The organism is Mycolicibacterium mageritense, assembly GCF_010727475.1.
GTDB classification, from domain to species: Bacteria; Actinomycetota; Actinomycetes; order Mycobacteriales; family Mycobacteriaceae; genus Mycobacterium; species Mycobacterium mageritense.
Genome location: NZ_AP022567.1, coordinates 7,522,696 through 7,546,497, shown reverse-complemented (window position 1 = coordinate 7,546,497; position 23,802 = coordinate 7,522,696). Strand labels below are relative to the sequence as shown.

Sequence of the window (23,802 nt, the reverse complement as noted above, 5' to 3'; positions counted from 1 at the left end):
CGGCTATTCGAGGTTGGCGTGCCGCAGCCAGAGTTCTTCGGCGCGGATGTCGGTGTTGTCCCACAGCGACTGGAACATGGCCTCGGTGACGACGAAAAGCACCTGTTCGAACAGGGATCCGGCGTACTGGCGGGAAACGTTGGAGCCGTGATCGGTCTTCTGGGCGGCGGGAATGATCACCACCGCGTCGGACAGCCGGGCCAGCGGAGAACGCGGATTGGTGGTGAACGCAGCGACGCGCGCTCCTGACTTCGCAGCCGTTTGGGCCGATTTGACCACGCTCGAGGTCGTTCCCGACCCCGACGCCACCAACAGCAGATCGCCGAAACTGATTGCCGGCGTGGTGGTGTCGCCAGCGACGTGCACCTCCAGACCAAGATGCATCAGTCGCATGGCGGCCATGCGTAGCACCAGCCCGCTGCGACCCGCCCCGGCGACGAACACCCGGGTGTACTGGCGGAGGTTACGCGCGAGGGCGGCCACCTGCTGTTCGTCGACCTTGGCTGCCGTGGCCGCGATCTCGTCCCGGACAAAAGACAGGTTGCCGGCGATGCTTTCCCCCGTCACGTCCGAGGTATTGTCGGTTGTTGCCGTCATGTCGTCTCCTCCTTCGGATCCTGCAGAGGTGGGCTTGACACACATCGTCCTGCCATTTGCGGGTAGGAGGAACGCCAATTTGGGATGGTTTGATCTACCCGTTCGAATAGGCGGACCGGATACCCGCGCTCATGCGCGAGCTATCGGAGATTCGTTGGCGGTCAACGCGTTGCGGCCCCGTCCGCCGCTACGTCGCGGCCGTAAAGCCGACCCGGAGAAGTCCCGGGTCACACGGACGCCGCGGGATCCTCGTCAAATCTGATGCCGAGCTGCGCCAGCGCATCATCGAGCACCCGTTGCACAGTCAGCGTGTCATCGAGTGGCATGACAGTGCTCTCGGTCCGCCCGGCCTTGACGGCCTCGGTTACTTCGATGAGCTCGTGCGAAAACCCACTTCCCAGCGGGGGCAGGTCGAACTGTTCTGATTCGTGACCTTGCCGATGCAGCACAAAAGAATTCGGGTGGTGAAACCGCGGCAGGACGTCGATCCATCCCGTGCTGCCGAAGATCCTGGCGTGCCCGGGCATCGGGCTGTGCAACGAACACATCAATGTCGCGGTTCGGCCGTCCGCGAAGCCGAGCAGCAGGCTCGCGTCGGCATCCACCCCCGATGGCTCGAGCGAACCCGACACCGTCACGGATGTCGGATCTCCGAGCACCATCTGTGCGAACGACACCACGTACACCCCCAGATCCAGGAGTGCACCGCCTCCGAGCTCGTAGGCGAAGACTCGGTCGGCCGGATCGAAGGTTCGCGTCACGCCGAGGTCGGCCTGTACCGACCGCACCGTGCCGATCGCACCGTCGGCAAGCAGTTTTCGGGCGGCCACGACCGCAGGCTGGAATCGGGTCCACATCGCCTCCATCGCGAACACCTGGTGTTCACGAGCCGCGTCCACGAGCGATCGGGCCCCGGCGAGCGTGGCGGTGAAGGACTTTTCGACCAGCAGTGCCTTGCCCGCGGCCGCGGCAGCGCGCCCGATCGCGTGGTGATGCGTATGCGGCGTCGCGATGTACAGCACATCGACATCGGGATCGGCGACGATGTCCCGGTACGAACCGTAACTACGCTCGATACCGTACTCGGCGGCGAATGCCTCTGCGCGAACCGCAGATCGGGATGCGACCGCGAGGACCGTCGCGTCCGGTACGTGAGCGAAGTCGCCAACCATCTTCGCGGCGATGCGACCCGGCCCGACGATTCCCCACCGTATCGACACTTGAGATCCGTTCTGTATCAGAGAGTTTTGCGATCCAGACCCGACGATACCGGTTGCTCGGCCGCGGACACCGGTTCAAAGGCGAGCATCGGGGAAGGCGATCACCGACAGGAAGCTGATGGGCAGCTGCACCAGATCGACTGGCCCGTGCGCGCCTTCACCATCGAGCTGCAGCGAGTCGCCGGGGTGCAACCGGTACACCGAGTGACTGTGGCTGTAATCGATCACCCCTTCGAGCATGTAGATGAACTCGGTGCCGGGGTGTTGGAACAGCGGATACGTCCGGCTCTTCTCGGTCAGCGTGACGTGCAGGCATTCCAACCGTTTGTGCTCGCCTCGCAGTGAGCCCAGCAATTGGTACTCGTGCCCATCGCGGGTGCCATCGCGCACGATGTGCGCGCCGTTGCCGGCTTTGACGAATGCGGCTGGGCGCTCCACGTCGGCCCCGCGGAACAGCGACGACACCGGCACATCCAAACCTTTGGCGAGCAACGCCAACGTCGACAGGCTGCACGAGGTTTGGACGTTCTCGATCTTGGACAACATCGCTTTCGAGATGCCCACTGCGTTGGCCATCTCGCCGAGGGTCAGGCCGCGCTGCTGGCGCAACAGCCGGACATTTCGGGCGATGGCCGATTCGAGTTCCAGAGCCTCGATCGACTCGTCCGAGTCGCGGTCCGTCGCGATGCCCGAGATGTTGCGCAGGAGCGGAGTGTCGGTCACCCCACCACTGTAGTTTTCGGGCGGGCCATTGCGGGGGATGCGGGCAAACACGGATCACCACAGTTTCATCGGCGCCGACGGATGGGTAGGGATAAGTCCGACGGCGGCCGGCGCGCTGACTCGGTAGGATCAGCGCGCCGGCCAGAGGAGCTTACCGTCATCCCGGATCTCGCGGTATTGCCATGCACTGCCGTGACATTCGTGATGTCGCGGCGTGCGGACACCGCCCTATGGCATCCCGGGAACCCACGAGGTTCCGGCGAGCGGGATGCGAGACATCGCCGCCGCCTCGACCGTCAAGGACACCATGTCCTCGGGTTCCAGGTGCTGGACGTGGGCCTTACCGCAAGCGCGTGCGATGACCTGGAGCTCCAGCGTCAGCACCCGCAGGTAGTTCGCCAACCGACGACCACCCTCGATCGGGTCGAATCGGGCGGCCAGCTCAGGATCCTGCGTGCTGATGCCGGTCGGATCCTTTCCGTCCTGGAAGTCGTCGTAGAACCCGGCGGCACTGCCCAGCTTCTCGTACTCAGCGGCGTACCGAGGATCGTTGTCGCCGAGAGCGATCAACGCGGCGGTTCCGATGGCCACTGCGTCGGCGCCCAGCGCCAATGCCTTGGCGACGTCGGCGCCGTTGCGGATACCGCCGGAGACGATCAGCTGGACCTTGCGGTGCATACCCAGTTCCTGCAGGGCCTGCACAGCCAAAGGAATCGCAGCCAGCGTCGGGATGCCGACGTGTTCGATGAACACTTCTTGAGTTGCCGCGGTACCGCCCTGCATCCCGTCGACGACGACCACGTCGGCACCGGCGGCGACGGCCAGCTTTACGTCGTAGTACGTGCGGGTGGCACCCACCTTGACATAGATCGGCTTCTCCCAGTCGGTGATCTCCCGGATTTCCGCGATCTTGATGGCGAGGTCATCCGGGCCGGTCCAGTCCGGATGCCGTGACGCCGAGCGCTGGTCGATACCCTGTGGCAGAGTACGCATTCCGGCGACGCGCTCGGAGATCTTCTGGCCCAGCAGCATGCCACCGCCACCCGGCTTCGCACCCTGCCCGAGCACCACCTCGATGGCGTCCGCTTTGCGCAGGTCGTCGGGGTTCATCCCGTAGCGCGACGGAAGATACTGGTACACCAGGTTCTTCGACTGGCCGCGCTCCTCCGGTGTCATGCCGCCGTCACCAGTCGTGGTGGAGGTGCCCACCGCGCTGGCCCCTCGGCCCAGGGCCTCCTTGGCGCGTCCGGACAGCGCGCCGAAGCTCATGCCCGCGATGGTGATCGGAATATCGAGGTGTAGCGGGTATTTCGCATGCCGGTCGCCGAGCACCACGTCGGTGGCACACTTCTCGCGATAGCCCTCGAGCGGGTAACGCGACACCGACGCGCCGAGGAACAGCAAGTCGTCGAAGTGCGGCAGCTTGCGCTTGGCACCCCAGCCACGGATGTCGTAGATACCCGTGTCGGCGGCCCGTTGGATGGCGGCGATGGTGGTCCGGTCAAAGGTGGCGGACTCACGCAGGCCAAGCCTGGCCCGGTCGTCGTCTGTTTGACTCATCAGTATGCTCCGGCGTGATCGACGTGGAAGTGGTAGAGGTTGCGGGCAGACCCGTACCGCGTGTAGGAGGCAGTGTCGTCGTCATCGAAGCCGGCCGCCTTCAACAACATGGCCAGCTCCTGGTGGTGCTCGTCCCGCATTTCCTTCGCGACGCAGTCCGCACCCAGCGATGCGGCATTACCGCGCAGATAGATTCGCGTTTCGTAGATCGAGTCACCGAGTGCCTCGCCGGCGTCGCCGCGGATCACCAGGCGTCCGGCTTGCGCCATGAAGGCACTCATGTGGCCGACGTTGCCGCCCACCACGATGTCGACGCCCTTCATCGAAATTCCGCACCGCGCAGAGGCGTTGCCCTCGATCACCAACAATCCTCCGTGCGCGGTCGCCCCGGCGGACTGAGAGGCACTGCCCTTGACCCATACGGTGCCGCTCATCATGTTCTCGGCGACACCGGTTCCGGCGTTGCCGTTGATGGTGATCTCGGCCTGCTGGTTCATCCCCGCGCCGTAGTAGCCGAGGTGTCCGTCGACCGTGATCTTGACCGGTGCGTTGACGCCAACCGCGACGTTGTGCGCTCCCGCCGGGTTCTTGATGAGAAATTCACCGGACAGATCCGCGGCATGCAGGGCGGCGTTTACCTCCCGCAGCGGCGTTTCAGCCAGGTCGTATGTCAACGGCTCCATGCGTACACCACCTCGGGCTCGGGTTCCCAGATCTTTGCGTTTTCGACACCCGGCAGCGATGCCAGGGCACGGTATTCGCTCGCCATCGCGACCCAGTCGGGAGTCTCGGCGATCACGGCAGGTTTGCACGAGATCGCATCGCGCACGATCGCGAACGAGTCATGGTTGGACACCAACAGCGTGTAGAACCCGTCGAAGGTGGCGCACAGCTCCTTCAACGCCGTTTCGACATCGCGCCCCTGGGCCAGTTGGTGCGCCACGAACCGGGCTCCCACCTCGGTGTCGTTCTCGCTGTCGAACGACACTCCCTCCCGGCGCAGATCCCGGCGCACGGTGGCGTGGTTCGAGAAAGATCCGTTGTGCACCAAGCATTGTCCGGTGCCCACGGCGTACGGGTGGCAACCTGCCGGCGTGACGGCGGACTCGGTGGCCATGCGGGTATGCCCCACACCCTGCCAGCCCTGCGCCTTGGGCAGTCCCCACGCCTCGGCAAGTGTCCGTGGGTGGCCGACGCCTTTGAGCACCGCGAGATCGGCACCGAACCCGACGACCAGCGCGTCCGGCAGAGCCGTGCGGGCCGCTTCGAGCAGCAGCTCCGAATCGATCGGAGCCGTCAGCAGATACGTGTGCTCGTAGGCGCGCACGGTCACCTCGACGCCGGCCTGCGCACTGACGGCAGCGGCGACCTCGTCAGTTGGCGCGGTGACCTCGAGCAGCGACACGGCGCCGTGTCCCGGTGGCGTCCAGTTGGGGTCGCCGTAGACCGCGACACCCGCCGAATCCATTCCGCGGTCGGCCATTTCGCACAACATCCCGGTGAGCAATTCGCCCAGCCTCGGATACAGTTCGGGGCGGCGCAGATGCAGCCCCACGATTCCGCACATTTGTTGGTCTCCCTTCTCAGAATGCCGTCAGGTACTGATCGATTTCCCAGGCACTTACCTGGCTGTGATAGCTGAAGAACTCGTCGCGCTTGAGGTCGGTGAAGTACTTGGAGACCCCGGCACCGGCGGCGTCGAGGACGTCCATCATCACCGGGTCTGCCTCCAGTGTTTCCACGGCGTGGAGCAGCGTTACCGGCAGCGCGGGCCGTGAGGTGGCCTGCGCCCCCATCTCGCCGGGGTCCACTTTGTTGGCGATGCCGTGCAGCCCGGCGCCGATCGCCGCCGCGGCCGCCAGGTACGGGTTCGCCGATCCGCATCCACCACGCAGCTCGATCCGCTGATTGTCGGGAATGCGGATGTAGTGGGTGCGGTCGTTGCCGCCGAAGGTCGGATTGTTCGGCGCCCAGGACGCACCGGACGTCACCGCAACGGCGCGGGTTCGCTTGTAGGAGTTGACAGTCGGGGCGATAACTGCCTGTAGCGCGCTCGCGTGCTCGAGTATGCCGCCGATGAAGTGGTAGGCCGTTTCCGAAAGCCCGAGACCTCGCTCATCGGTATTGGTGGGGAACACCGGCGTGCCACCACTGGTGAGAGAGATGTGCAGGTGCAACCCGCTGCCGGTGCGGTCGGAGAACGGTTTCGGCATGAACGTGGCGATCATGCCGTGTTCCTCGGCGCTCATCGCCAGTAGATAGCGCAGCGTCACCACGCGGTCGGCAGTGACCAGAGCCTCCGCGTACTGGAAGTTCTGCTCGAACTGGCCGTTGCCGTCCTCGTGGTCGTTGGCGTAGTTGGACCAGCCGAGCTGGTTCATCGCCGTGGAGATCCCGGAGAGGTGCTCGTACATCCGGGTCAGGCCGCGCACGTCGTAGCACGGGTTCGCGGCCACGTCGTTCTTGTCCGCGGTGGACAGCGTGCCGTCACTGTTGCGGGTGAGCAGGTAGTACTCCACCTCCGCACCCATCCACGGTTCGAAGCCCGCGTCGGCAGCGCGCTGGATCATGGACTTGAGAATGTTCCGGGGTGCGTACGGCCAGGGCTTGCCCTCGACGTGCACGTCGCAGTGCACGAGTGCCAGCCCCTCCTTGACGAATGGGATCGGCGTGAACGACGCCGGGTCGGGAATCGCAATCAGGTCAGGGTCTTTGGGCTCCTGGCCCATGGCGCCGGCGGCGTAGCCGGCGAAACCGACACCGTCCTTGGCGAGTTCATCGACTGCCTCGACCGGCACCAGCTTGGCGCACGGCTTTCCTCGGAGGTCAACGAAGAGCGCGAGGATGAACTTCGTTCCCGATTGTTCCGCCTGTGTGGCGAGGTCAAAGGACATATTTTCTGCCTTGTCTCTTATTAGGAATCAATGTATCACACTAGTAAACACTGTGACCGCTGTCATAGGCAAGGGGCAATTGTGATGACTCTGACCGTCTCTCGGCGCGAGGGCGTGTGGGGCGGCTCGCAATTGATGTTTCCTAAAGGTGGACATTGTTCACTGTGCGTCGTAAGCTGACGATCGATCCAGTGAGGCTGGTCACATCTGCACTTACGTGAGCAATCGCCTGAACACGCCCTCTCAGAAAGCAATCGATATGTCTGAAACTGTCCTTACGACCGACGTCGTCATCGTGGGCGGCGGACTCGAAGGCTGCTCGGCAGCCTGGTCGCTGGCCCAGCGTGGCATCACCGATGTCACGATTCTCGAGCGCGACACCGTTGGCTCGGGCGGCACGGGGAAGTCCTCCGGCGTCGTGCGCTGCCACTACGGGGTCAGCTCGCTGGCCGCAATGGCGACTCGAAGCCTCGAACTTTTCGAGAACGCCGAAGAGATCCTCGGTGAGGATGTCGGTTTTCACCAGACGGGCTACGTGGTCGGCGTAGGCCCGCAGAACGTCCAGGCCATCCGCGACTCGATGGCCGCGCAGCGCGCCGTGGGTGTGCGCACCGAGGACATCGACGCCACCGAGGTTCAAAAGCTTTGGCCTGTCGCCGATCTGGAACCGTTCGCCGCGTTTGCGTGGGAGGAACGTGGTGGCTACGGCGACGCCTACCAAACCGCTCAGGGTTTCGCTGCGGCAGCTCGCCGCCAAGGGGTGCGCCTGAAGCAGAGCACGACGGTCAGCGAGATCATCGTCGAGAACGGCCGCGCCACAGGTGTGCGCCTGGCCGACGGCAGTGTCGTGTCGGCCGCCACGGTCGTCCTCGCAGCCGGACCCTGGTCGGTTGCATTGCTGGCCGCCCACGGCATCGAGTTGCCGATCACGGTGCACCGCGAGCAGATCGTGCTCATCGATCCGGGCCAGGATCTCGGCAAGGTTCCGGTGTTCTCCGATCTGGTGTCGTTGCAGTACGTCCGACCGGAAGGCTCCGACGGGCAGATCCTGTTCGGTAACTCCGCTCTCGACGTGCTCGAACCCGCGGACCCGGACAACTACCTCAACCGCGCCGACGACGACTTCATCGACCTCACCGTCGACAAGATCGGGACACGGTTCCCTGGCCTGGAGAACCCGTCGATCGCGTCGACGTACGCCGGTTGCTACGACGTCACCCCGGACTTCAACCCGGTGATCTCGAGAACCCCCGTCGACGGGCTGATCGTCGCTGCGGGATTCTCCGGCCACGGCTTCAAGATCGCCCCCGCGGTGGGCCGGCTCGTCGCCGACCTCGTCGTGGACGGAACCAGCACCGACGCCGACATCCCGGCTGAGGACTTCCGGCTGTCCCGATTCGCCGAAGGGAAATTGCTCACCAGCCCCTTCCCGTACGTCGGCGCGGGCCAGATGCGCTGACCCGATCGCGGGTCCGGCTGGGGGAGGCGTAGCAGCAGGTCTCCCAGCCGGCGCCCGTGGGCGGCACCGGCCTGCGGTCACCCATACTGTCGCCGCCGTCAACCGACCTTCGCCAGGTTGGTGACTGAACCCGGCCTACCACTGAATCTGGGTATCGGATCTATTCGCTGAGTAACGTCTGCCGCGTCAATCGAGAAGGTATACCGGATAGGGTTAATCTCCGAGACGGGGTGACATGGTCGACGGAATTGGGCTGTCGGTTGGAGCGACCAACCTGACAGCGGTCGTGGTGGGACGAGCCGCGGTGACGCGCTCGCCGGTGCTGACGCTGTATCCGCATCGGCGTCCCGAAGTGGGCGTACCCAGCGAAAATCCGGACCTCACCGAACGCGGCCTGGTCATCACGGACTTCGTCGAACGGGTCGGCGACCCGGTCGGCATCCTGGCCTCGGACGGCTCGTCGCATCAGGGCGAGATCCTGGTAGCCGACGCGCTCGGCGCGCTGCTACGTGCCCTGACCCGGGGCCGCCAGGTTGACGATCCGATCGCGATCACGCACCCGGCGCACTGGCGGCCGAACCAGGTCGATGCCCTGCGCAGCGCACTGACGTCGGTGCGCGAGTTCGCGAGTGAACCGGCCCTGGTGTCGGATGCCACCGCCGCGTTGGTCGCCTTGCAGAACGATCCGGGTGTGCCGACGCGCGGCGTGATCGCGCTGTGCGACTTCGGCGGCAGCGGCACCAGCATCACGTTGGCCGACGCGGCACGCGGATACCAGCCGATCGCGCCGACCGTGCGTCACCCCGACCTGTCCGGGGATCTGATCGACCAGGCGTTGCTCACGCACATCGTGAACGACCTCTCGGCGGCCGGGACCATCGACCTGGCGAGCACCTCGGCGATCGGCTCGCTCGGCCGGCTGCGCGGTGAGTGCCGCCGCGCCAAGGAGAGGCTGTCCACCGACTCGGTCACCTCGCTGGTTGCCGAGCTGCCCGGGCACCGCAGTGAGGTCCGGCTGAACCGCAACGAACTCGACGAGGCCATCGGTGCGCCCCTGGCGGAATTCGTCGCGGTACTGCAGGACACCGTGGAGCGCAGTGGCGTGAGGCCGGGCGACCTGGTCGCGGTGGCGACCATCGGCGGCGGGGCCCGGATCCCGGCCATCACGACCGCGTTGTCCCAGCATTTCCAGCTTCCGGTGATCACCGGCGCCCAGCCCGAGCTGACCGCGGCGATCGGTGGCGGGTTGACCGCGGTGCGGGGTACGGCCGAGGAGGGCATGACCGCGTTGGCTCCGGCGGCGGCCGCCGCACCCGCCACCCAGGCGGCCGCGGCCGTCGCGCCCGAGCCGCCCCCGGCGCCGCAGGCGCTGGCGTGGTCGGACGCCGAGGACATTCCCGACGTCGCTCCCACCGGGTACGAGGCCGACTTTGCGGACTATGACGAGTCCGGGCCCGGCGGCTCGACCACTGCGCGCCCGCGGATGCAGTTCAGTGAGCCGGAATTGTCTCCGCACGACGAGGCGATCGCCCGGCCCTGGTACCGCCGTCCTGCGGTGGCACTCGGCGTCGGCGGCGCTGCCGCACTGGCGGCCGTGGCCGCGGTGGTCTTGCTGGTCGGTAACGGCGACGCCGAAAATCCGGAGCCCACGTCGACGTCCGGATCGGTCACCTCGACGACGGCACCCGCCGAGGCGCCCGCGCCGGCCGAACAAGCGCCCGTCCAGGATGCTCCGGCGCAGCAGCCCCAGACCGTCACGCGTGAAGCTCCGGCCCCCGAGACCGTGATCGAGACCGCGCCGGCCTCGGAGGCGCCGCCGCCACCGGCGGAGACCCCGCCGCCGACCTCTGAGGCGCCACCGCCACCGCCACCGACCAGCGAAGCGCCACCGCCTACCAGCGAGGCGCCGCCCGCCACGCCGCCGGCGTGGACCCCGACCGCGCCCTACCCGACCGTCCCGGGCTTGCCGTGGGTGCCGGCACCGGGCGGCGCCCACTAGCCCGAGATCGTCGAGGGACTGGGGCACGGACGCGCCAGCAGTTCCAGCAGCGCTGCGGTTACCTCGTCCGGACGCTCTTCCATGACGTAGTGGTCGGCGCCGCGAAGCCGGGTGAGTGTGGCGTTGGGGATGCGGTCGGCCAGTTCCTCGGCGGTCTGCACCGGGATGTAGCGATCCCGGTCGCCCCAGATGATCGCCGTGGGGCAGGTGATGGTACGTAGCCCGTCGGCGAGCCACGGTACGACGGGCAGGTGGTAGTGCGTGAAGAAGTCGATGAATGTCTGCCTGCCCGACGCAGTGTCCATCCAGCCGAGGTATTCGGTTTCCAATGGTTGGTCCCAGCAACCCATTTGGCGGTAAGGGCGCAGGAAGAGGCGGTGGATGCGGCGCAGCGGCAACCGGCGGGCGGCCGCGGGAGTGTGGGTTACGGCCCACCGCTGACCGCGCGAGAACCGATAGAACCACGGCCGGAACACCCCGTGCGCACGGCTGTTCAGCAATGCGAATCGGTTGACCCGCTCCGGATTTCGCAGCGTGAAGCCGAGCCCGAGGAAGCCGCCGTAGTCGTGGGCGACGAGGTTGAAGTGGTCGAGCCCGAAGGAGTCGGCGATGTGGCCGATCCGGTCGACCTCGGCGTCGTAGGTGGCGGGGGAGTCGGGCGGACCGGACCGGCCGAACCCCGGCCAGTCGGGGGCGATGACACGGTGATGGGCAGCGAGTGCGGGGATCTGATGACGCCAGCACGACGCACTCTGCGGATATCCGTGTAGTAGCAGGACCGGCTCGCCCTCGCCGGTCTCGACGCGGTGGATGCTCATTTTGTGCAAAGTAGTATAAAATTCTGCAAGTGACCAGACCCGAGCCGAAGCGTCGCGGCCGACCGCGGGCGTACGATCCCGAGCGTGCGGTGCGCGACGCGCGTGATGTGTTCTGGCGCAACGGCTATGCGGCGACATCGCTGGACGACCTCGCCGCAGGCATGGGAATGAACCGGCCAAGCATCTACGCGGCGTTCGGCGACAAGCGGGCGCTGTACCTACGGGCGGCAGCCGACTATGGCGAGGCCAGTCGTGCGTCGTTGGCGCGTGCGCTGGCCGGACCGGGATCGCTGCGGGACGTCCTGTACGCGACATACCGCGGTGCGCGCGACTTCTATCTGACCGACGCCGCGCGGGGCTGCTTCCTCATCGGTACCGCCGTGACAGAGGCCAACCGCGACCCGGACGTGCAAGCGATCGTCGACTCGACGTTCGACGCGTTCACCGCAATGTTCACCGAACGGTTCGAAAGGGCGGCCATCGACGGGGAACTGGCGGGCCACCCCGCCGGGATGCTCGCTCAGATCGCCACGGCCGCGCTGAACAACCTCGCGGTACGGGTTCGCGCGGGCGCCGTGCCAGAACTGCTGGACATCCTGATCGATGCGACCGTCAGGGTCATAACCAACGCGTAGCCGTGGCCCCAGGCGAGCACCGCGAACTTGACCACCGCGGCGGCCATGCGAAAGCCGCGGACCGGATCCACGGCGGAAGTGGCCTTGGGCGCGGGCAGGCTCTGGCGCCCGGCCGGGTTGCCGACCACTATGGGTGGGTGCATGACAGGTGGTATCAACGCGAACTGATGCGGGACGGCCGATGACGACCGGCGCGCAGGTGGTGATCGAGCGGCTGCTGGCAGGCGGAGTCGACGTGTGCTTCGCCAACCCGGGCACGTCGGAGATGCATTTCGTCGCGGCCCTGGATTCCGCGCGGGACATGCGGCCGGTGCTGTGCCTGTTCGAGGGCGTGGCCACGGGTGCGGCCGACGGATACGCGCGCATCGCGGGTCGGCCTGCTGCCACGTTGCTGCACCTCGGGCCGGGGATGGCCAACGGACTGGCCAATCTGCACAATGCACGCCGCGCCTTCAGCCCGCTCGTCAACGTCGTCGGCGACCACGCCACCTACCACAAGCCGCTGGACGCCCCGTTGGAGTCCGACATCGAGGCGCTGGCCGACTGGGCCCACGGCTCGGTGCACCGGCCCGCGTCGCCCGCGGACATCGGCGCCGCCGTCGACAGTGCCGTGCAGAGCGCGACAGGGGAGCCCGGCCGGGTGGCCACCATCATCCTGCCCGCCGACTTCTCGTGGGGGCCGGCCGATTCAAATCCGGCAGTGCCACAGCAGCAGCAAGCGGCTACCGCGGGCATGGCGGTGGCCGATGTCGCGGACCTGCTGCGTGACCGCGGCGGCAAAGCGCTCCTACTGCTCGGCGGACCTGCCAACACCGCGGCCGGGCTGACCGCGGCGGCCCGCGTCACCGCGGCCACCGGCGCCCGGGCCCTGGTCGAGACTTTCCCGGCCCGCCTGGCCCGCGGCCGCGGCGTGCCGCACCACGACCGACTGGCGTATCTGGGTGAGCAGGCAGCTGAACAGCTCTCCGGCACAACAGATCTGGTGCTGGTCGGCGCACGGTCTCCGGTGACCTTCTTCGCGTATCCGGGCAAGCCGGGTGACCTCGTGCCACCCGGTGCGAGCGTTCACGTCCTGGCCCCCGCGGATCTGGAGAAGCTGGCCGACCACCTCGGGGCACCGCCCTACGTCGACAGCCCTCCGACAGCGCCCACGGTTCCGAGCGGGCCACTCAACCCGCAGAACTGGGCCGAGGTGATCGCCGCGCTACTGCCCGAGCGCGCGATCATTTCCGATGAGGCGAACACGAGCGGGCTCTTCCTGCCGGCCGCGACTGCCGGTGCCGCACCGCACGACGTGCTGACCCTCACCGGCGGGGCGATCGGCCAGGGCCTGCCCGTCGCGGTGGGGGCCGCCGTGGCAGCTCCGGACCGCCCGGTGATCGCGCTGCAGGCCGACGGCAGCGCGCTCTACACGATCTCGGCGTTGTGGACCATGGCCCGCGAGCAACTCGACGTCACGGTCGTCATCCTCAACAACCACGCCTACGCGATCCTGCAGCTCGAACTGCAACGCGTCGGAACATCGGCCACGGGTGAGCAGTCGCGGTCGCTGCTCGACCTCAGCCGCCCGGACATCGACTTCGCTTCCATCGCACAGGGATTCGGCGTTCCGGCGACGCGGGCCGGCACCGCGGAGGAACTCGCTGAACAGTTCCGGGCCGCGCTGGCCGAACCCGGCCCGCACCTCATCGACGCCGTGGTGCCGGCCTGGTCGGCAGGTTAGGCCGCGACGTCAGCCTCGCCTGCGCTTCTCCAGGACGACCTGGGCCAGCGGGATCCGCGTCGGCTCGGGTGCGGCTGACAGCCGTGCCGCGACCCCTGCCTCGAGTCGGTCGAAGAACGTGGTGCGCCGCGGGTCCGCGGAACCGCCGTCGAGAGCCTCGGCGAGCACACCGAACACCGCGAACCGGCAGAAGCTCGCCCACTGAGCGCCGAAAACCTTTGCGTCGTGCTCGGTTCGGTACTGATTGAAGAACCGGTCGTCGGCGTCGAACACGTCCAGATGCTCGATCGTGAGCCGTTCGAACCGCCCCGACGGGGCGAACGGTGCCACGAAATCGGCCGCGCGCCGCCCCACGATGGGCAGCGACATGCGTTGCACCTCATCGCCGTTGAGAAATCCGTCGGTGCGCAGCTCGGACAGTGTGTCGGTGAGCGCTGCCAACAACGGCCCGTACCCGAAGTCACCGTCCTCAGCCAATGCCATGGTCAGCACCACCAGTCGCCCGCCCGGACACAGCTCGCGGCCGCGGAACGCGACGAACTCGTGCCAGTCGTGCGCGGCCTGCCTGGCGTAGCTGTCGCGCACGTGGGCATCGGCACTGCAGGCCACCGCGATGTGGTCGGGGACCGGCATCGGTACGCGGCCCAGCCACAGGAGGGACCACGCCGACCAGCCCAGGTTCACGCTGTTCGACGGCAGGATCTGGGTGTAGAAGGACCGTCCGACAGCCGAGGTGAACGTCGCCGAATCCTTGCGCAGGTAGGAGTCCGAATCCTCGGCCACGGTGCGGAACAGTGCCGAGAAGTCGTTGTCGACCGTGTCGGTGTGGGTCACCAGCACCGAGTGTTCGGGACGCGTGCGTCCCCGCAAAGTCGTGATCGCGGCCCCGATCGGCAGCAGTGAATTGTGCCCGGTGCCTGCGCCGTAATCGGCGATCACGATAGGCTGCGGGGCCGACGGTAGCGGAACCGTGCGGGCCGCCTCCTCGAAAAGCTTGATGGCCGAAAGTAATCCGGCCGCCTGCAGCCGCGTGCTCGGCGGGGTGCCCTCCGGCTCCGGCCGGACGACGATGCTGGACTCCGGCATGGTCAGCCCCGCCGTCGCCGCAGTAACAGACCGACCGTCACCCACAGCACGGCCATGGCGACGAGGATCAGCGCAACCCAGTATCGCGGGCCGACTCGGCGTGCCGGACGGTCCGATGTGACGGCGAGGGTCTCGGTGCGAGACATACCCCGACGGTAGTCGAAGCCGACCAACGGCGGATCCTGAACGGCTAGGCAGCGCCCTGGGCCACTCGGGGTTCGAAGCCGGACCGCGCGAACGAGCCGGCGGGCAGGAACCGATCCAACAGCGTGTCGGCGGGTTCCGCGGCGAACTCGGTGATCAACTGCTTGGCGGCGGCCACCGAGGTGACCGCTTCGAACGGTCGCGGATCGTCCAGCAGACCAAAGAGTTTCGACGCGAACCGCGGGCTGGTGTTGGCCGCCGCGAAGAACAGGTGCCCGTACTCGACGAGGTCAGGATCGGAAAGGAAAAGCCGGGTGACCAACTGTGCCGCCCGGGCGCGACGATCGTAGAACTCTTCGAACGCCGCCGTCAGCCATGCGGTGTCGAAGGCGCCGTCGTGCCCGGCGGCCTTGTGCACCAGTGCAGCGGCCTGGATCAGGCCGCCCTGCGCGCCCTGACCGGCGATCGGGTCGTACGCCACGGCGGTGTCGCCGAGCGCCGCGACGGGATGCCCGCTCGCGGTGTGCCCGACCCCGGCGCGCACCACCGGCGTGACGGCACCGGTCAACCAGGAGTGCGGGTCGTCCTCGATAACCTTCAGCGCCTGCACTTCTGGGAGATCCCAGTCGATGTAGTCGCGGTGCAGCCCGGTGACGACCTCCAGAGCGGACGCGGCGCTCGTGGCGCCGGAGAACCGGCGCTCCCAGTCGGTGCCGGGCAGGGCCCAGCCCAGGAACGTCCAGGTCGGCCCCGCGTCCTTGTGCAGGTATGGGCCCAGCCATGATTCACCTTGATCGGTGATGACGGTGAACGCGTTGTGCCTGCCGCCCGCTGCGCTACGGTGCGCGAAAACCTCCGGGCCGTACGGCAATCCGGTGAGTGTCACGGTCAGCAGGGTGCGTTGCGGGCGGTCGTAGGCCGTGCGGTCGGCTACCACCGGGAACAGCGAGGACAACCCACCGCGGCCCGTGGCCACCAGGGTGAGGTCGACGCCTGCGGCGATCTGATCGAGTCGATCCGGATCGACAGCCTCGACGACGAACCGCCCACCCCGCTGCTGGAACAAGGTCAGGCGATCGTCGGCTTTGAGGCGCGTGTCCACTGCGACGCCCTGGAAACCGCCGAAGTCGGCATCGAAGGCGATTTCTTCAGGTCTGCTGTCCACCGAGCCGTCGACCACGCGCACGCTCTGACCGGTCGAGGTGGGTGCCGTCGCCAGATACGTGTTCAACCCGAGGCTCTCCTCGGCGCGCTGCGCGTGACCGAAGATCAGCGCCGTGCCCGTCGGCGGGACGGCGTCGCGCAGGCTGCGTTGATCGCGGTCGCTGTACAGCGTGACGTCAAAACCGTTGTCCAACAGGCCCAACGCAGCCGTCACACCCGTCTGCCCGGCGCCGATGACTGCCGCGGAGCGTCCACTCGAAGTCGTCATGGCAGTGACTATCGGCCCGCCGCGCAACGCGCGGTAGGGACTGGCTCAGCGTGATCGCAAGTCAGTGGCCGCGGGCGACCCATTCGTCGTAGTGGACGATTTCGTCGCCGATGGTGGTGGTGTCGCCGTGACCGGTATAGACGACGGTCTCCCCGGGCAGCATGCCCAGGCGTTTGGAGATGGAGTCCAGGATGGTCGGGAAGTCCGAGAACGACCGGCCGGTCGCGCCGGGTCCGCCCTGGAAAAGTGTGTCCCCCGAAATGACGGCGTTGAGGTCGGGAATGGACCAGCAGACCGATCCGGGGGAGTGCCCGGGGGTGTGCAGCGCGTGCAGTTCGATACCGCCGGCGCGGAGCACCTGGCCGTCGTCGACGGTGCGGAAGTCCTTGTCCGGGTGTACGGCTCGCCACAGCATGTCATCGGCGGGGTGCAGCAGCACCGGGGCGTCGAGGGCCGCGCCGAGTTCGGGGGCCACAGTGATGTGGTCGTTGTGGCCGTGGGTGCAGACCACCGCGACGACGTTGCGGCCGCCGACGGCCTCGATGATCGGTGCCGCGGTGTGGGCCGCGTCGAACACCACGACGTCGTGGTCGTCGCCGACGATCCAGATGTTGTTGTCGACGTCCCAGCTGCCGCCGTCGAGTTCGAACGTGCCGCTGGTGACCACGCGTTCGATGTTGGATGCCGAGCTCATTTGAGCACCACCACCGAGCGCAGCACCTCGCCGGCGTGCATCTTTTTGAAGGCCTCTTCGATCTGGTCGAGGCCGATGCGTTCGGAGACGAACTTCTCCAGTGGCAGCCGGCCCTGCTGGTAGAGGTCCACGAGCATCGGGAAGTCGCGTTCGGGCAGGCAGTCGCCGTACCAGGAGGACTTCAATGATCCACCGCGGGAGAAGAAGTCGATGAGCGGCATCTCCAATGTCATGTCGGGGGTGGGCACGCCGACGAGCACCACGGTGCCGGCCAGGTCGCGTGCATAGAACGCCTGCTTCCAGGTCTCGGGGCGGCCGACCGCGTCGATCACGACATCGGCGCCGAAGCCACCGGTCAGATCCTGAATGGTTTCGACCGGGTCGAGTTCGCGGGCGTTGATGGTGTGGGTTGCGCCGAAGTCGCGGGCCCAGTCCAGTTTCTTGTTGTCGGTGTCGACGGCGATGATCTTCTTGGCGCCCACCAGCGCGGCGCCGGCGATGGCGGCGTCACCCACGCCGCCGCAGCCGATCACCGCGACGGTGTCGTTGCGGGAGATGTTGCCGGTGTTCACCGCGGCGCCGATGCCTGCCATCACGCCGCAGCCCAGCAGTCCGGCGACCGCAGGGTCGGCCTCGGGGTCGACCTTGGTGCATTGGCCTTCGTGCACCAGCGTCTTGTCGGCGAACGCGCCGATGCCAAGGGCCGGGGTCAGCTCGGTGCCGTCGGTCAGCGTCATCTTCTGCTTGGCGTTGTGCGTGGTGAAGCACAGGTGCGGGCGACCACGTTTGCAGGCCCGGCATTCGCCGCACACCGCGCGCCAGTTGAGCACCACGAAATCGCCGGGTTCGACGTGGGTTACGCCTTCGCCGACCGATTCGACGGTGCCGGCGGCTTCATGCCCGAGCAGGAACGGAAACTCGTCGTTGATGCCACCCTCGCGGTAGGTCAGGTCGGTGTGACAGACCCCGCAGGTCATGATGTCGACCACCACCTCACCGGGCCCCGGATCGGGAATGACAATGTCGACCAACTCCACCGGCTGACCTTTGGACCGAGAAATCACACCACGCACCGTCTGGCTCATGCCTATAACCTAATACCTGAGCTTCATCGCACGCGTTCGCGATACCGTGGGTCGTGGTCGACACTCGAACCGAACTGCTGGTCGTCGCGCGGTCTGCGTACCGCCGAAATGACTGGCGTACCAGTTACGAATCGTTCAGCCGCGTCGAGGGTGTGCAGCCACTCGACACCGATGATCTCGCGGTTTTCGCCGCCGTCGCATGGCGCCAGGGCCACGGGCGGGAAGCGCTGCGGATCAACGAACGTGTGCACACCCGGCTGTTGCGCACCGATCCGGTCATGGCGGCCATGAAGGCGGCCGAGATCGGCTTGGCATGGTTGGCTCGGGGACATGTTGCGCTGGCCCGAAACTGGGCGCAGCGAGCCGGCGTTCTGCTGCAGGGTGTACCCGAGGTCGCGGCCCACGGCTACCTCGTCTATCTCGATGGGGTCGCGGCCGCCGACGGCGGCGCGCCCGCGGCCTTGGCTCCCGGGGCGCGCGAGCTGGCTGGGATTGCCGGGCGCGTCGCCGATGGAGCTCTGGCCACGCTCGCACGCGTGCTCGACGGCTTGGCCGCTGATACAGGCGGGTTCGCCACGCTTGACGATGTGCTGCTGCCGACGCTCGACGAGCGGGTGCCCGTGGAGTGGGCGGGTGATGTGTACCGCAGGGCGTTGGGTGCCGCACAGCGTCACGGCGACGGTGCGCGGCTGCGGTCGTGGACCCAGTCGATGCAGCTGTGGTGCGAGACGACGCAGGCCGGCTCGACCGAATCGGCGTACCGCGCGATCTGCGATGTCCATCGACTCACCGCCGAGTCTGCGACCGACCCGGGGGAGCTGATGCGGCGCAGCGTCGATCTGCGCCGCCTGGTCTCCGAGGTGGACGCGGTGGCGGCAGGCTTGGTCGAGCGGTTGCTGGCCCGCGGTATGGGTCACGCTGCTCGATGAGCGCTGCGGACGCCCTCGCCGTTGTCGACGACTGGCCGGTTCCGACTGCCGCTGCGGCGGTGGTCGGGCCGTCCGGCGTGCTGGCCAGCCACGGTGACACCGGCAAGCCTTTCGCGTTGGCGTCGGTGACCAAGCCACTCGTGGCGCGTGCTGCGCAAGTGGCCATCGAGGAAGGCGTGGTCGACCTCGAGACGCCCGCGGGCCCGCCGGGCTCCACGGTGCGTCACCTCCTCGCCCACACGTCCGGGGTGTCGATGAACTCGGCCGACCCCATCGCGCGGCCGGGGCAGCGGCGCGTGTATTCGAACTACGGATTCGAACTGCTCGCGCGTGCCATCGAGGACGCCGCCGGGATCGAGTTCGGTGCCTACCTGACCGAGGCGGTGTTCGAGCCGCTCGGCATGGCAGCGTCGGCCCTGCTGGGTGGTGCCGCGGCGGCCGGGTACGGCGGCGTGTCGACGGTGGCGGACCTGGCGGCCTTTGCCGGGGAGTTGCTGCGACCCCGGCTGGTTTCCCCCGACACGCATGCCGACGCGATCACGGTCCAGTTTCCCGGCGTGAACGGCGTGCTGCCCGGATTCGGTGTGCAACGGCCCAACGACTGGGGGCTGGGATTCGAGATCCGCGACGGGAAATCCCCGCACTGGACCGGATCGGCGAACTCGCCGGCCACGTTCGGCCATTTCGGCCAGTCAGGGACGTTTTTGTGGGTCGACCCGGTTGCCGATCTGGCGTTGGTAGCTCTCACCGACCGGGATTTCGGAGACTGGACGTATGCCCTGTGGCCGGCCATATCTGATGGAGTGCTGAGAGAAATCGGCACAGACTAGCGCAACATGCGTCTCACAGGGCACAATAGACACGCGCGACACACACAACTGCATTCTTGTCGGAATCACCAGGTCGTTGGGGAAGACGTCCCTCGTGGAGCCGAAGGAGTAGCAGATGCGTGCGTCGAATCAGTTCGCCGACGCGGCGACGGGCGTGGTCTACATCCACGCCTCACCCGCGGCGGTATGCCCGCACGTTGAGTGGGCGTTGTCGTCGACCCTGTCGGCGCGGGCCAACCTGAAGTGGACCCCGCAACCGGCCATGCCCGGCCAGTTGCGTGCGGTCACCAACTGGGTTGGGCCCGTCGGCACCGGGGCGCAGTTGGCCAATGCCCTGCGCTCCTGGTCGGTGCTGCGGTTCGAGGTGACCGAGGATCCCAGCGCCGGAGTGGACGGCCACCGGTGGTGCCACACCCCGCAGCTCGGCTTGTGGAGCGGCGCGATGAGTGCCAACGGCGATGTCATGGTGGGCGAACAGCGGCTGCGCACCCTCATGGCCGGCGGTGCCGACATGCTCGCTGCCGAACTCGACTCGGTGCTGGGCACGGCGTGGGACGAATCCCTCGAGCCCTACCGCGACGGCGGCGAGACCGGTGAGGTCAGCTGGCTCAATCGGGGCGTGGGCTGACCCTACCCCGCGTCACCGGACCTGGAAATGCGTCGGGTCCGGTTCGGAGAGCATGCGGGTGAGCGTGGCCCGGTCGAACGGCCACAGGTCGATCGTGCCGTTGTCGGTGAAGTACCACGAATTGCATCCGGTGTTCCACACCGTCGGACCGAGCGCGTCGGCGACCGCGGAGTTGAATTCGTCGGTGGCCTGCTCGGTGACTTCGATCTCGGAGAGCTCGGCGTTCTCGAACCGCCTGAGCCAGCTCACTATGTAGCCCGCGGTGAGCTCGGCCGAATATTGCAGCGAGATCGACCCGGTCGGCGAATTCGGGCCGAGCACCGTGAACAGGTTGGGAAAGCCGGGGATCGCCGTCATGCGATAGGCCCGCGGGCCCTTGACCCACGCGTCGTCGAGCGTGATGCCGTCGCGTCCCACGACGACCATGGGCCGCATGTAGTTGTGAGCCTGAAATCCGGTGGCCAACACCGCGACATCGACGTCGTGGTGCGTGCCGTCGGCCGTGCGGATACCGGTGCGGGTGAATTCCTGGATGGGATCGGTGACCAGACGCGCGTTGGGCCGCGTGATGGCGTGGTAGTACGTGCCCGAGACCACCTGCCGCTTGCACAGTGGCTCATAGTCCGGCGTGAGTTTCGCGCGGACCTCACGGTCGCGGATCTGGGCGCGCAGACTCCACCGCGCGTAGGCCTGCACGAGTGTGCGCCGCCACGACGGCGTGGTGACGATGTCGGCCAGAATGCCCGAGGCCCACAGCAGCCGACGGTAGAGGGCGTCATGCCAGGCCGGTCGCCGGCGCAGCACCTCGGCGAGCGCCGCAGACTGCCGGACCCACATGGGCGCCCACAGGATCCACTGCGGTGATCGGGCGAAGTGGATCAGCGACCGGGCTTCCGGCTGCAGGGCCGAAACCACCTGGACACCGGTCGATCCCGTGCCGATCACCGCGACCCGCCGGTCGCTGGTCACCAGCTCGGGTTGCCACCGCGCGGTGTGCACGATCTGTCCTTGGAAGCTGTCCATGCCCGGTATGTCGGGCACGAACGGGTGGTGCAGCACGCCGGTGGCACAGATGACGAAATCGGCTGTGAGAGTGTCGCCGTCGCGCGTCGTCACCGTCCACGACGTGGTGGTGCTGTCGTAACGTGCCTCGGTGACCTCGGTATTGCATCGCAGATGTGCATCCAGATCGAAACGGTCGACGACTTCGCGGTGGTAGCGCTGAATCTCCTCGCCGGCGGCCCACACGTGGCTCCAGTCCGGTTTCGGCGCGAACGAGAACTGGTAGATCTGCGACGGCACATCGCACGTGAGCCCGGGGTAGCGGTTCCAGTGCCAGACGCCACCGACATCGGAACCCTTTTCCAGGATGGTGAAATTCGTGAAGCCGGCGTGCTTGAGGGTGTAGGCGGTGGCGATGCCTGCCATGCCCGCCCCGATGATGACGATGCGTACTCGGCGGCTCATCGGGCCTCCTCGCTCACGGCAAGCGCGCGCCGCACGGTGGCGGGTGCGGTGTGCATCGCGGCCTCGAACGCCTGGCGGCGACGACCACGATGCATGAAATGAGCGCCGAGACCGGCCAGGTCGGTCGCGTCAGGGCGGATGAGGACGACTCGGGTGCCGCGGGCCCGCACCGCGGCCACTTCTTTCTCCAGCCCGTTCGACATCGGCCGGCGCAACAGCGCGTGCTCCAGGATGCCACCGAATCCCGGTGCGCGCGTACCCTGTTCGGAGGCCATCGGGGTGATGACATACAGGGTGTCGGCCGCGTCGTGGCTCACGAGATCGACCGACGCGGTCGACGCCGCGCCGCCGTCGACGAGGTGCCGGTCACCGATCGTGACGGGCGGCAGCCATCCCGGCACGGCCCACGACGCGCGCAGCGCCTCACCTGCGGTCGCTGTCGGAGCACCGAAGACGACGCGTTCACCGCGCCGGTAGTCGAACGCGACCATCCGGATGCCCGGATGCGCAGGCCAGCCCGACGGGCCCGAGAAGCCGTCGGCCAGCCGCTGCAGCCAATCGGCGTTTCCGCGGCCGACGGGTGCGATGCCGGTCGCTGCGGCCAGACCGCGCCCCCTGCCGAGCAACCGTGGATTGAGTGGGCGCGGCAACGGAATCGGCGGCAAGCTGGTCGGGGTGTCAGCGATGTGGCGGCGGAGCCGCTCGTCGGAGGACGTCCCGCGGTGCATCGCGACCAGGTCGGCCACGGTCGCTCCGCCGCCCAGCATCGTGACCAGCTCGGCGCCCGCCGAGGTGCCCTGCAACACCGCGGCGTCCCGGGGATCCCACCCGGTCTGCTCGGTGAGGGCGTGCAGCGCGGCGACGGTCCACGCTCCGCCGATCGTCCCGCCGCACCCGATCACCAGCGCGGTGCTCACGGCGCCACCTCGGATCCCGCTTGCGCGGCATGGGCTTTCGATTGCCGTACGAGGCGCTCGCGGTACGCCGACCGACCCTGCGCATCCACTTCGGTCAAGGCGCGTCGATCATTGATCCTGTCCCGTACCGCACATTGGAGTTTCTCGGGCACCAGCGCGTCGACGAGTGCCCACCCCGGAGCAACCCAGCCTGGCACCGAGGTCCGGGCGGCGCGCGTCCGCACCGTTTTGAGGATCGCCCGCGCGACGTCCTCGGGATCTACTGTGGGAAGGCCGTTTCCGAGCGGTACGCCCGCTGTCAGTTCGGTCCGGACTGCCGCGGGCAGCACCGCCGACACCGTGACCCCGGTGCCTGCGTACTCGCGGCGCGCTGCCAGTGAGGCGCCCAGCGCCGCGAACTTGCTGGCGTTGTAGGTCACCATGCCCGGGATGGGGATCATGCCCGCCATCGACGCGACGTTGACCACGTGGCCGCGGCCCCGGGCCACCATGGCCGGGATGACGGTGCGCATGCCGTTGAGGACACCACGCACGTTCACGTCGAGGATCAGGTCGGTGGTGGACTCGGGTTCGGCGTCGAATGCACCGAGCGGCATGACGCCTGCATTGTTGACCAGGATGTCGATCGGGCCCGAAGTCTCCACGACGTCTGACACGAACCGGTCCCACGACGGCCGCTGGGTGACATCGAGACGCGCCGAGCGGCAGCGCGGGATGCGGGACGCGGTCGCACCCGCGACATCGGCGTCGACGTCGCCGATCCATACCGTGGCGCCGCTGGCGGAAAACAGCTCCGCGGTCTTGGCTCCGATGCCCCGCGCGCCGCCGGTGACGACCACCACCGCGCCGTCCACCGCCGCCCGTCGATGTGAAAACCGCACGTCATGCCTCCCTCGGGGTCGCCTCACGACCGTTCGAATACTGACGGTATCTGAATACTCTGAGTAAATTCAATACCCAGG

General features: G+C 67.5%; 23 protein-coding genes. 7 read left to right on the top strand and 16 right to left on the bottom strand.

Annotated features, from left to right (window positions below):
• Positions 1–3: 3 nt before the first annotated feature.
• The 7 genes from hxlB to glnT all read right to left on the bottom strand — a co-directional run bounded on the left by hxlB (position 4) and on the right by glnT (position 6,994).
• Complete coding sequence (gene hxlB / locus G6N67_RS36535) at positions 4–597, bottom strand: 6-phospho-3-hexuloisomerase (RefSeq protein WP_036443117.1); 594 nt, start codon at positions 595–597, stop codon at positions 4–6.
• 227 nt (positions 598–824) lie between these two features.
• Positions 825–1,817 (bottom strand): Gfo/Idh/MocA family protein, encoded by a 993-nt coding sequence (locus tag G6N67_RS36530; RefSeq protein WP_036443119.1) that lies wholly within the window; start codon positions 1,815–1,817, stop codon positions 825–827.
• A 75-nt stretch (positions 1,818–1,892) separates the two neighbouring features.
• A complete protein-coding gene (locus G6N67_RS36525) occupies positions 1,893–2,540 on the bottom strand; it encodes a helix-turn-helix domain-containing protein (RefSeq protein ID WP_036443122.1) in 648 nt (215 codons plus the stop codon).
• Positions 2,541–2,768: 228 nt separating this feature from the next.
• A complete protein-coding gene (locus G6N67_RS36520; protein ID WP_036443125.1) occupies positions 2,769–4,100 on the bottom strand; it encodes an FMN-binding glutamate synthase family protein in 1,332 nt (443 codons plus the stop codon).
• Positions 4,100–4,783: a GltB/FmdC/FwdC-like GXGXG domain-containing protein gene (locus tag G6N67_RS36515; RefSeq protein ID WP_036443128.1), complete on the bottom strand. Its 684-nt coding sequence runs from the start codon at positions 4,781–4,783 to the stop codon at positions 4,100–4,102. Before G6N67_RS36515 ends, G6N67_RS36520 begins: the two co-directional genes overlap by 1 nt.
• Positions 4,771–5,667: a class II glutamine amidotransferase domain-containing protein gene (locus G6N67_RS36510; protein WP_036443131.1), complete on the bottom strand. Its 897-nt coding sequence runs from the start codon at positions 5,665–5,667 to the stop codon at positions 4,771–4,773. Before G6N67_RS36510 ends, G6N67_RS36515 begins: the two co-directional genes overlap by 13 nt.
• A gap of 16 nt (positions 5,668–5,683) precedes the next feature.
• A complete protein-coding gene (gene glnT / locus G6N67_RS36505) occupies positions 5,684–6,994 on the bottom strand; it encodes a type III glutamate--ammonia ligase (RefSeq protein ID WP_036443133.1) in 1,311 nt (436 codons plus the stop codon).
• 259 nt (positions 6,995–7,253) lie between these two features.
• Between glnT and G6N67_RS36500 the strand changes: the two genes are divergently transcribed.
• Complete coding sequence (locus G6N67_RS36500) at positions 7,254–8,453, top strand: NAD(P)/FAD-dependent oxidoreductase (protein WP_036443135.1); 1,200 nt, start codon at positions 7,254–7,256, stop codon at positions 8,451–8,453.
• Positions 8,454–8,688: 235 nt separating this feature from the next.
• The gene (locus G6N67_RS36495) at positions 8,689–10,452 is read left to right on the top strand and encodes an Hsp70 family protein (RefSeq protein ID WP_036443139.1); all 1,764 of its coding nucleotides are present in this window, start codon (positions 8,689–8,691) and stop codon (positions 10,450–10,452) included.
• Here G6N67_RS36495 and G6N67_RS36490 read toward each other — a convergent pair.
• Positions 10,449–11,270, bottom strand: a complete 822-nt coding sequence (locus G6N67_RS36490; protein WP_036443142.1) for an alpha/beta fold hydrolase — start codon at positions 11,268–11,270, stop codon at positions 10,449–10,451. The genes G6N67_RS36495 and G6N67_RS36490 overlap by 4 nt on opposite strands.
• Before the next feature lie 29 nt (positions 11,271–11,299).
• Between G6N67_RS36490 and G6N67_RS36485 the strand changes: the two genes are divergently transcribed.
• A complete protein-coding gene (locus G6N67_RS36485) occupies positions 11,300–11,905 on the top strand; it encodes a TetR/AcrR family transcriptional regulator (protein ID WP_063835203.1) in 606 nt (201 codons plus the stop codon).
• Positions 11,906–12,086: 181 nt separating this feature from the next.
• The gene (locus tag G6N67_RS36480; protein WP_036443147.1) at positions 12,087–13,628 is read left to right on the top strand and encodes an acetolactate synthase large subunit; all 1,542 of its coding nucleotides are present in this window, start codon (positions 12,087–12,089) and stop codon (positions 13,626–13,628) included.
• 9 nt (positions 13,629–13,637) lie between these two features.
• Here the strand turns inward: G6N67_RS36480 and G6N67_RS36475 are convergent, their stop codons facing one another.
• The 5 genes from G6N67_RS36475 to G6N67_RS36455 form a co-directional block, all read right to left on the bottom strand.
• A complete protein-coding gene (locus G6N67_RS36475; RefSeq protein ID WP_036443150.1) occupies positions 13,638–14,714 on the bottom strand; it encodes a class I SAM-dependent methyltransferase in 1,077 nt (358 codons plus the stop codon).
• Between the two features lie 2 nt (positions 14,715–14,716).
• Positions 14,717–14,860 carry a hypothetical protein gene (locus G6N67_RS36470; RefSeq protein ID WP_163642447.1) on the bottom strand — a complete coding sequence of 48 codons (144 nt, stop codon included), beginning with the start codon at positions 14,858–14,860 and terminating at the stop codon, positions 14,717–14,719.
• Between the two features lie 44 nt (positions 14,861–14,904).
• Positions 14,905–16,290 carry a styrene monooxygenase/indole monooxygenase family protein gene (locus G6N67_RS36465; RefSeq protein ID WP_036443152.1) on the bottom strand — a complete coding sequence of 462 codons (1,386 nt, stop codon included), beginning with the start codon at positions 16,288–16,290 and terminating at the stop codon, positions 14,905–14,907.
• A 61-nt stretch (positions 16,291–16,351) separates the two neighbouring features.
• Positions 16,352–16,984, bottom strand: coding sequence for an MBL fold metallo-hydrolase (locus tag G6N67_RS36460; protein ID WP_036443154.1), 633 nt, complete (start codon positions 16,982–16,984; stop codon positions 16,352–16,354).
• Positions 16,981–18,069 carry an S-(hydroxymethyl)mycothiol dehydrogenase gene (locus G6N67_RS36455; protein ID WP_036443156.1) on the bottom strand — a complete coding sequence of 363 codons (1,089 nt, stop codon included), beginning with the start codon at positions 18,067–18,069 and terminating at the stop codon, positions 16,981–16,983. The genes G6N67_RS36460 and G6N67_RS36455 overlap by 4 nt, the downstream gene beginning before the upstream one ends.
• A 53-nt stretch (positions 18,070–18,122) precedes the next feature.
• Between G6N67_RS36455 and G6N67_RS36450 the strand changes: the two genes are divergently transcribed.
• From G6N67_RS36450 to G6N67_RS36440, 3 genes are all read left to right on the top strand, one after another.
• Positions 18,123–18,998: a hypothetical protein gene (locus tag G6N67_RS36450; protein ID WP_036443159.1), complete on the top strand. Its 876-nt coding sequence runs from the start codon at positions 18,123–18,125 to the stop codon at positions 18,996–18,998.
• A complete protein-coding gene (locus tag G6N67_RS36445; RefSeq protein ID WP_036443162.1) occupies positions 18,995–19,828 on the top strand; it encodes a serine hydrolase domain-containing protein in 834 nt (277 codons plus the stop codon). The genes G6N67_RS36450 and G6N67_RS36445 overlap by 4 nt, the downstream gene beginning before the upstream one ends.
• A gap of 115 nt (positions 19,829–19,943) precedes the next feature.
• Positions 19,944–20,456, top strand: coding sequence for a DUF3145 domain-containing protein (locus G6N67_RS36440; protein ID WP_036424776.1), 513 nt, complete (start codon positions 19,944–19,946; stop codon positions 20,454–20,456).
• 12 nt (positions 20,457–20,468) lie between these two features.
• Here G6N67_RS36440 and G6N67_RS36435 read toward each other — a convergent pair whose 3' ends face one another.
• Genes G6N67_RS36435 through G6N67_RS36425 form a run of 3 tightly spaced genes read right to left on the bottom strand, consistent with a single transcriptional unit; the run spans position 20,469 to position 23,721 of the window.
• Complete coding sequence (locus G6N67_RS36435; protein WP_036443165.1) at positions 20,469–21,923, bottom strand: flavin-containing monooxygenase; 1,455 nt, start codon at positions 21,921–21,923, stop codon at positions 20,469–20,471.
• Positions 21,920–22,840, bottom strand: a complete 921-nt coding sequence (locus G6N67_RS36430) for a patatin-like phospholipase family protein (RefSeq protein WP_036443168.1) — start codon at positions 22,838–22,840, stop codon at positions 21,920–21,922. The genes G6N67_RS36435 and G6N67_RS36430 overlap by 4 nt, the downstream gene beginning before the upstream one ends.
• Positions 22,837–23,721, bottom strand: a complete 885-nt coding sequence (locus G6N67_RS36425; RefSeq protein ID WP_036443171.1) for an SDR family oxidoreductase — start codon at positions 23,719–23,721, stop codon at positions 22,837–22,839. The genes G6N67_RS36430 and G6N67_RS36425 overlap by 4 nt, the downstream gene beginning before the upstream one ends.
• Positions 23,722–23,802 lie beyond the last annotated feature (81 nt).

Bases quoted from the DNA above. Each gene is read 5' to 3' on its own strand.
- G6N67_RS36520 (WP_036443125.1), bottom strand. From the start codon at position 4,100: ATGAGTCAAACAGACGACGACCGGGCCAGGCTTGGCCTGCGTGAGTCC.
- G6N67_RS36465 (WP_036443152.1), bottom strand. From the start codon at position 16,290: ATGACGACTTCGAGTGGACGCTCCGCGGCAGTCATCGGCGCCGGGCAG.
- glnT (WP_036443133.1), bottom strand. From the start codon at position 6,994: ATGTCCTTTGACCTCGCCACACAGGCGGAACAATCGGGAACGAAGTTC.
- G6N67_RS36475 (WP_036443150.1), bottom strand. From the start codon at position 14,714: ATGCCGGAGTCCAGCATCGTCGTCCGGCCGGAGCCGGAGGGCACCCCG.
- G6N67_RS36455 (WP_036443156.1), bottom strand. From the start codon at position 18,069: ATGAGCCAGACGGTGCGTGGTGTGATTTCTCGGTCCAAAGGTCAGCCG.
- hxlB (WP_036443117.1), bottom strand. From the start codon at position 597: ATGACGGCAACAACCGACAATACCTCGGACGTGACGGGGGAAAGCATC.
- G6N67_RS36435 (WP_036443165.1), bottom strand. From the start codon at position 21,923: ATGAGCCGCCGAGTACGCATCGTCATCATCGGGGCGGGCATGGCAGGC.
- G6N67_RS36480 (WP_036443147.1), top strand. From the start codon at position 12,087: ATGACGACCGGCGCGCAGGTGGTGATCGAGCGGCTGCTGGCAGGCGGA.
- G6N67_RS36495 (WP_036443139.1), top strand. From the start codon at position 8,689: ATGGTCGACGGAATTGGGCTGTCGGTTGGAGCGACCAACCTGACAGCG.
- G6N67_RS36440 (WP_036424776.1), top strand. From the start codon at position 19,944: ATGCGTGCGTCGAATCAGTTCGCCGACGCGGCGACGGGCGTGGTCTAC.
- G6N67_RS36500 (WP_036443135.1), top strand. From the start codon at position 7,254: ATGTCTGAAACTGTCCTTACGACCGACGTCGTCATCGTGGGCGGCGGA.
- G6N67_RS36470 (WP_163642447.1), bottom strand. From the start codon at position 14,860: ATGTCTCGCACCGAGACCCTCGCCGTCACATCGGACCGTCCGGCACGC.
- G6N67_RS36490 (WP_036443142.1), bottom strand. From the start codon at position 11,270: ATGAGCATCCACCGCGTCGAGACCGGCGAGGGCGAGCCGGTCCTGCTA.
- G6N67_RS36445 (WP_036443162.1), top strand. From the start codon at position 18,995: ATGAGCGCTGCGGACGCCCTCGCCGTTGTCGACGACTGGCCGGTTCCG.
- G6N67_RS36460 (WP_036443154.1), bottom strand. From the start codon at position 16,984: ATGAGCTCGGCATCCAACATCGAACGCGTGGTCACCAGCGGCACGTTC.
- G6N67_RS36510 (WP_036443131.1), bottom strand. From the start codon at position 5,667: ATGTGCGGAATCGTGGGGCTGCATCTGCGCCGCCCCGAACTGTATCCG.
- G6N67_RS36515 (WP_036443128.1), bottom strand. From the start codon at position 4,783: ATGGAGCCGTTGACATACGACCTGGCTGAAACGCCGCTGCGGGAGGTA.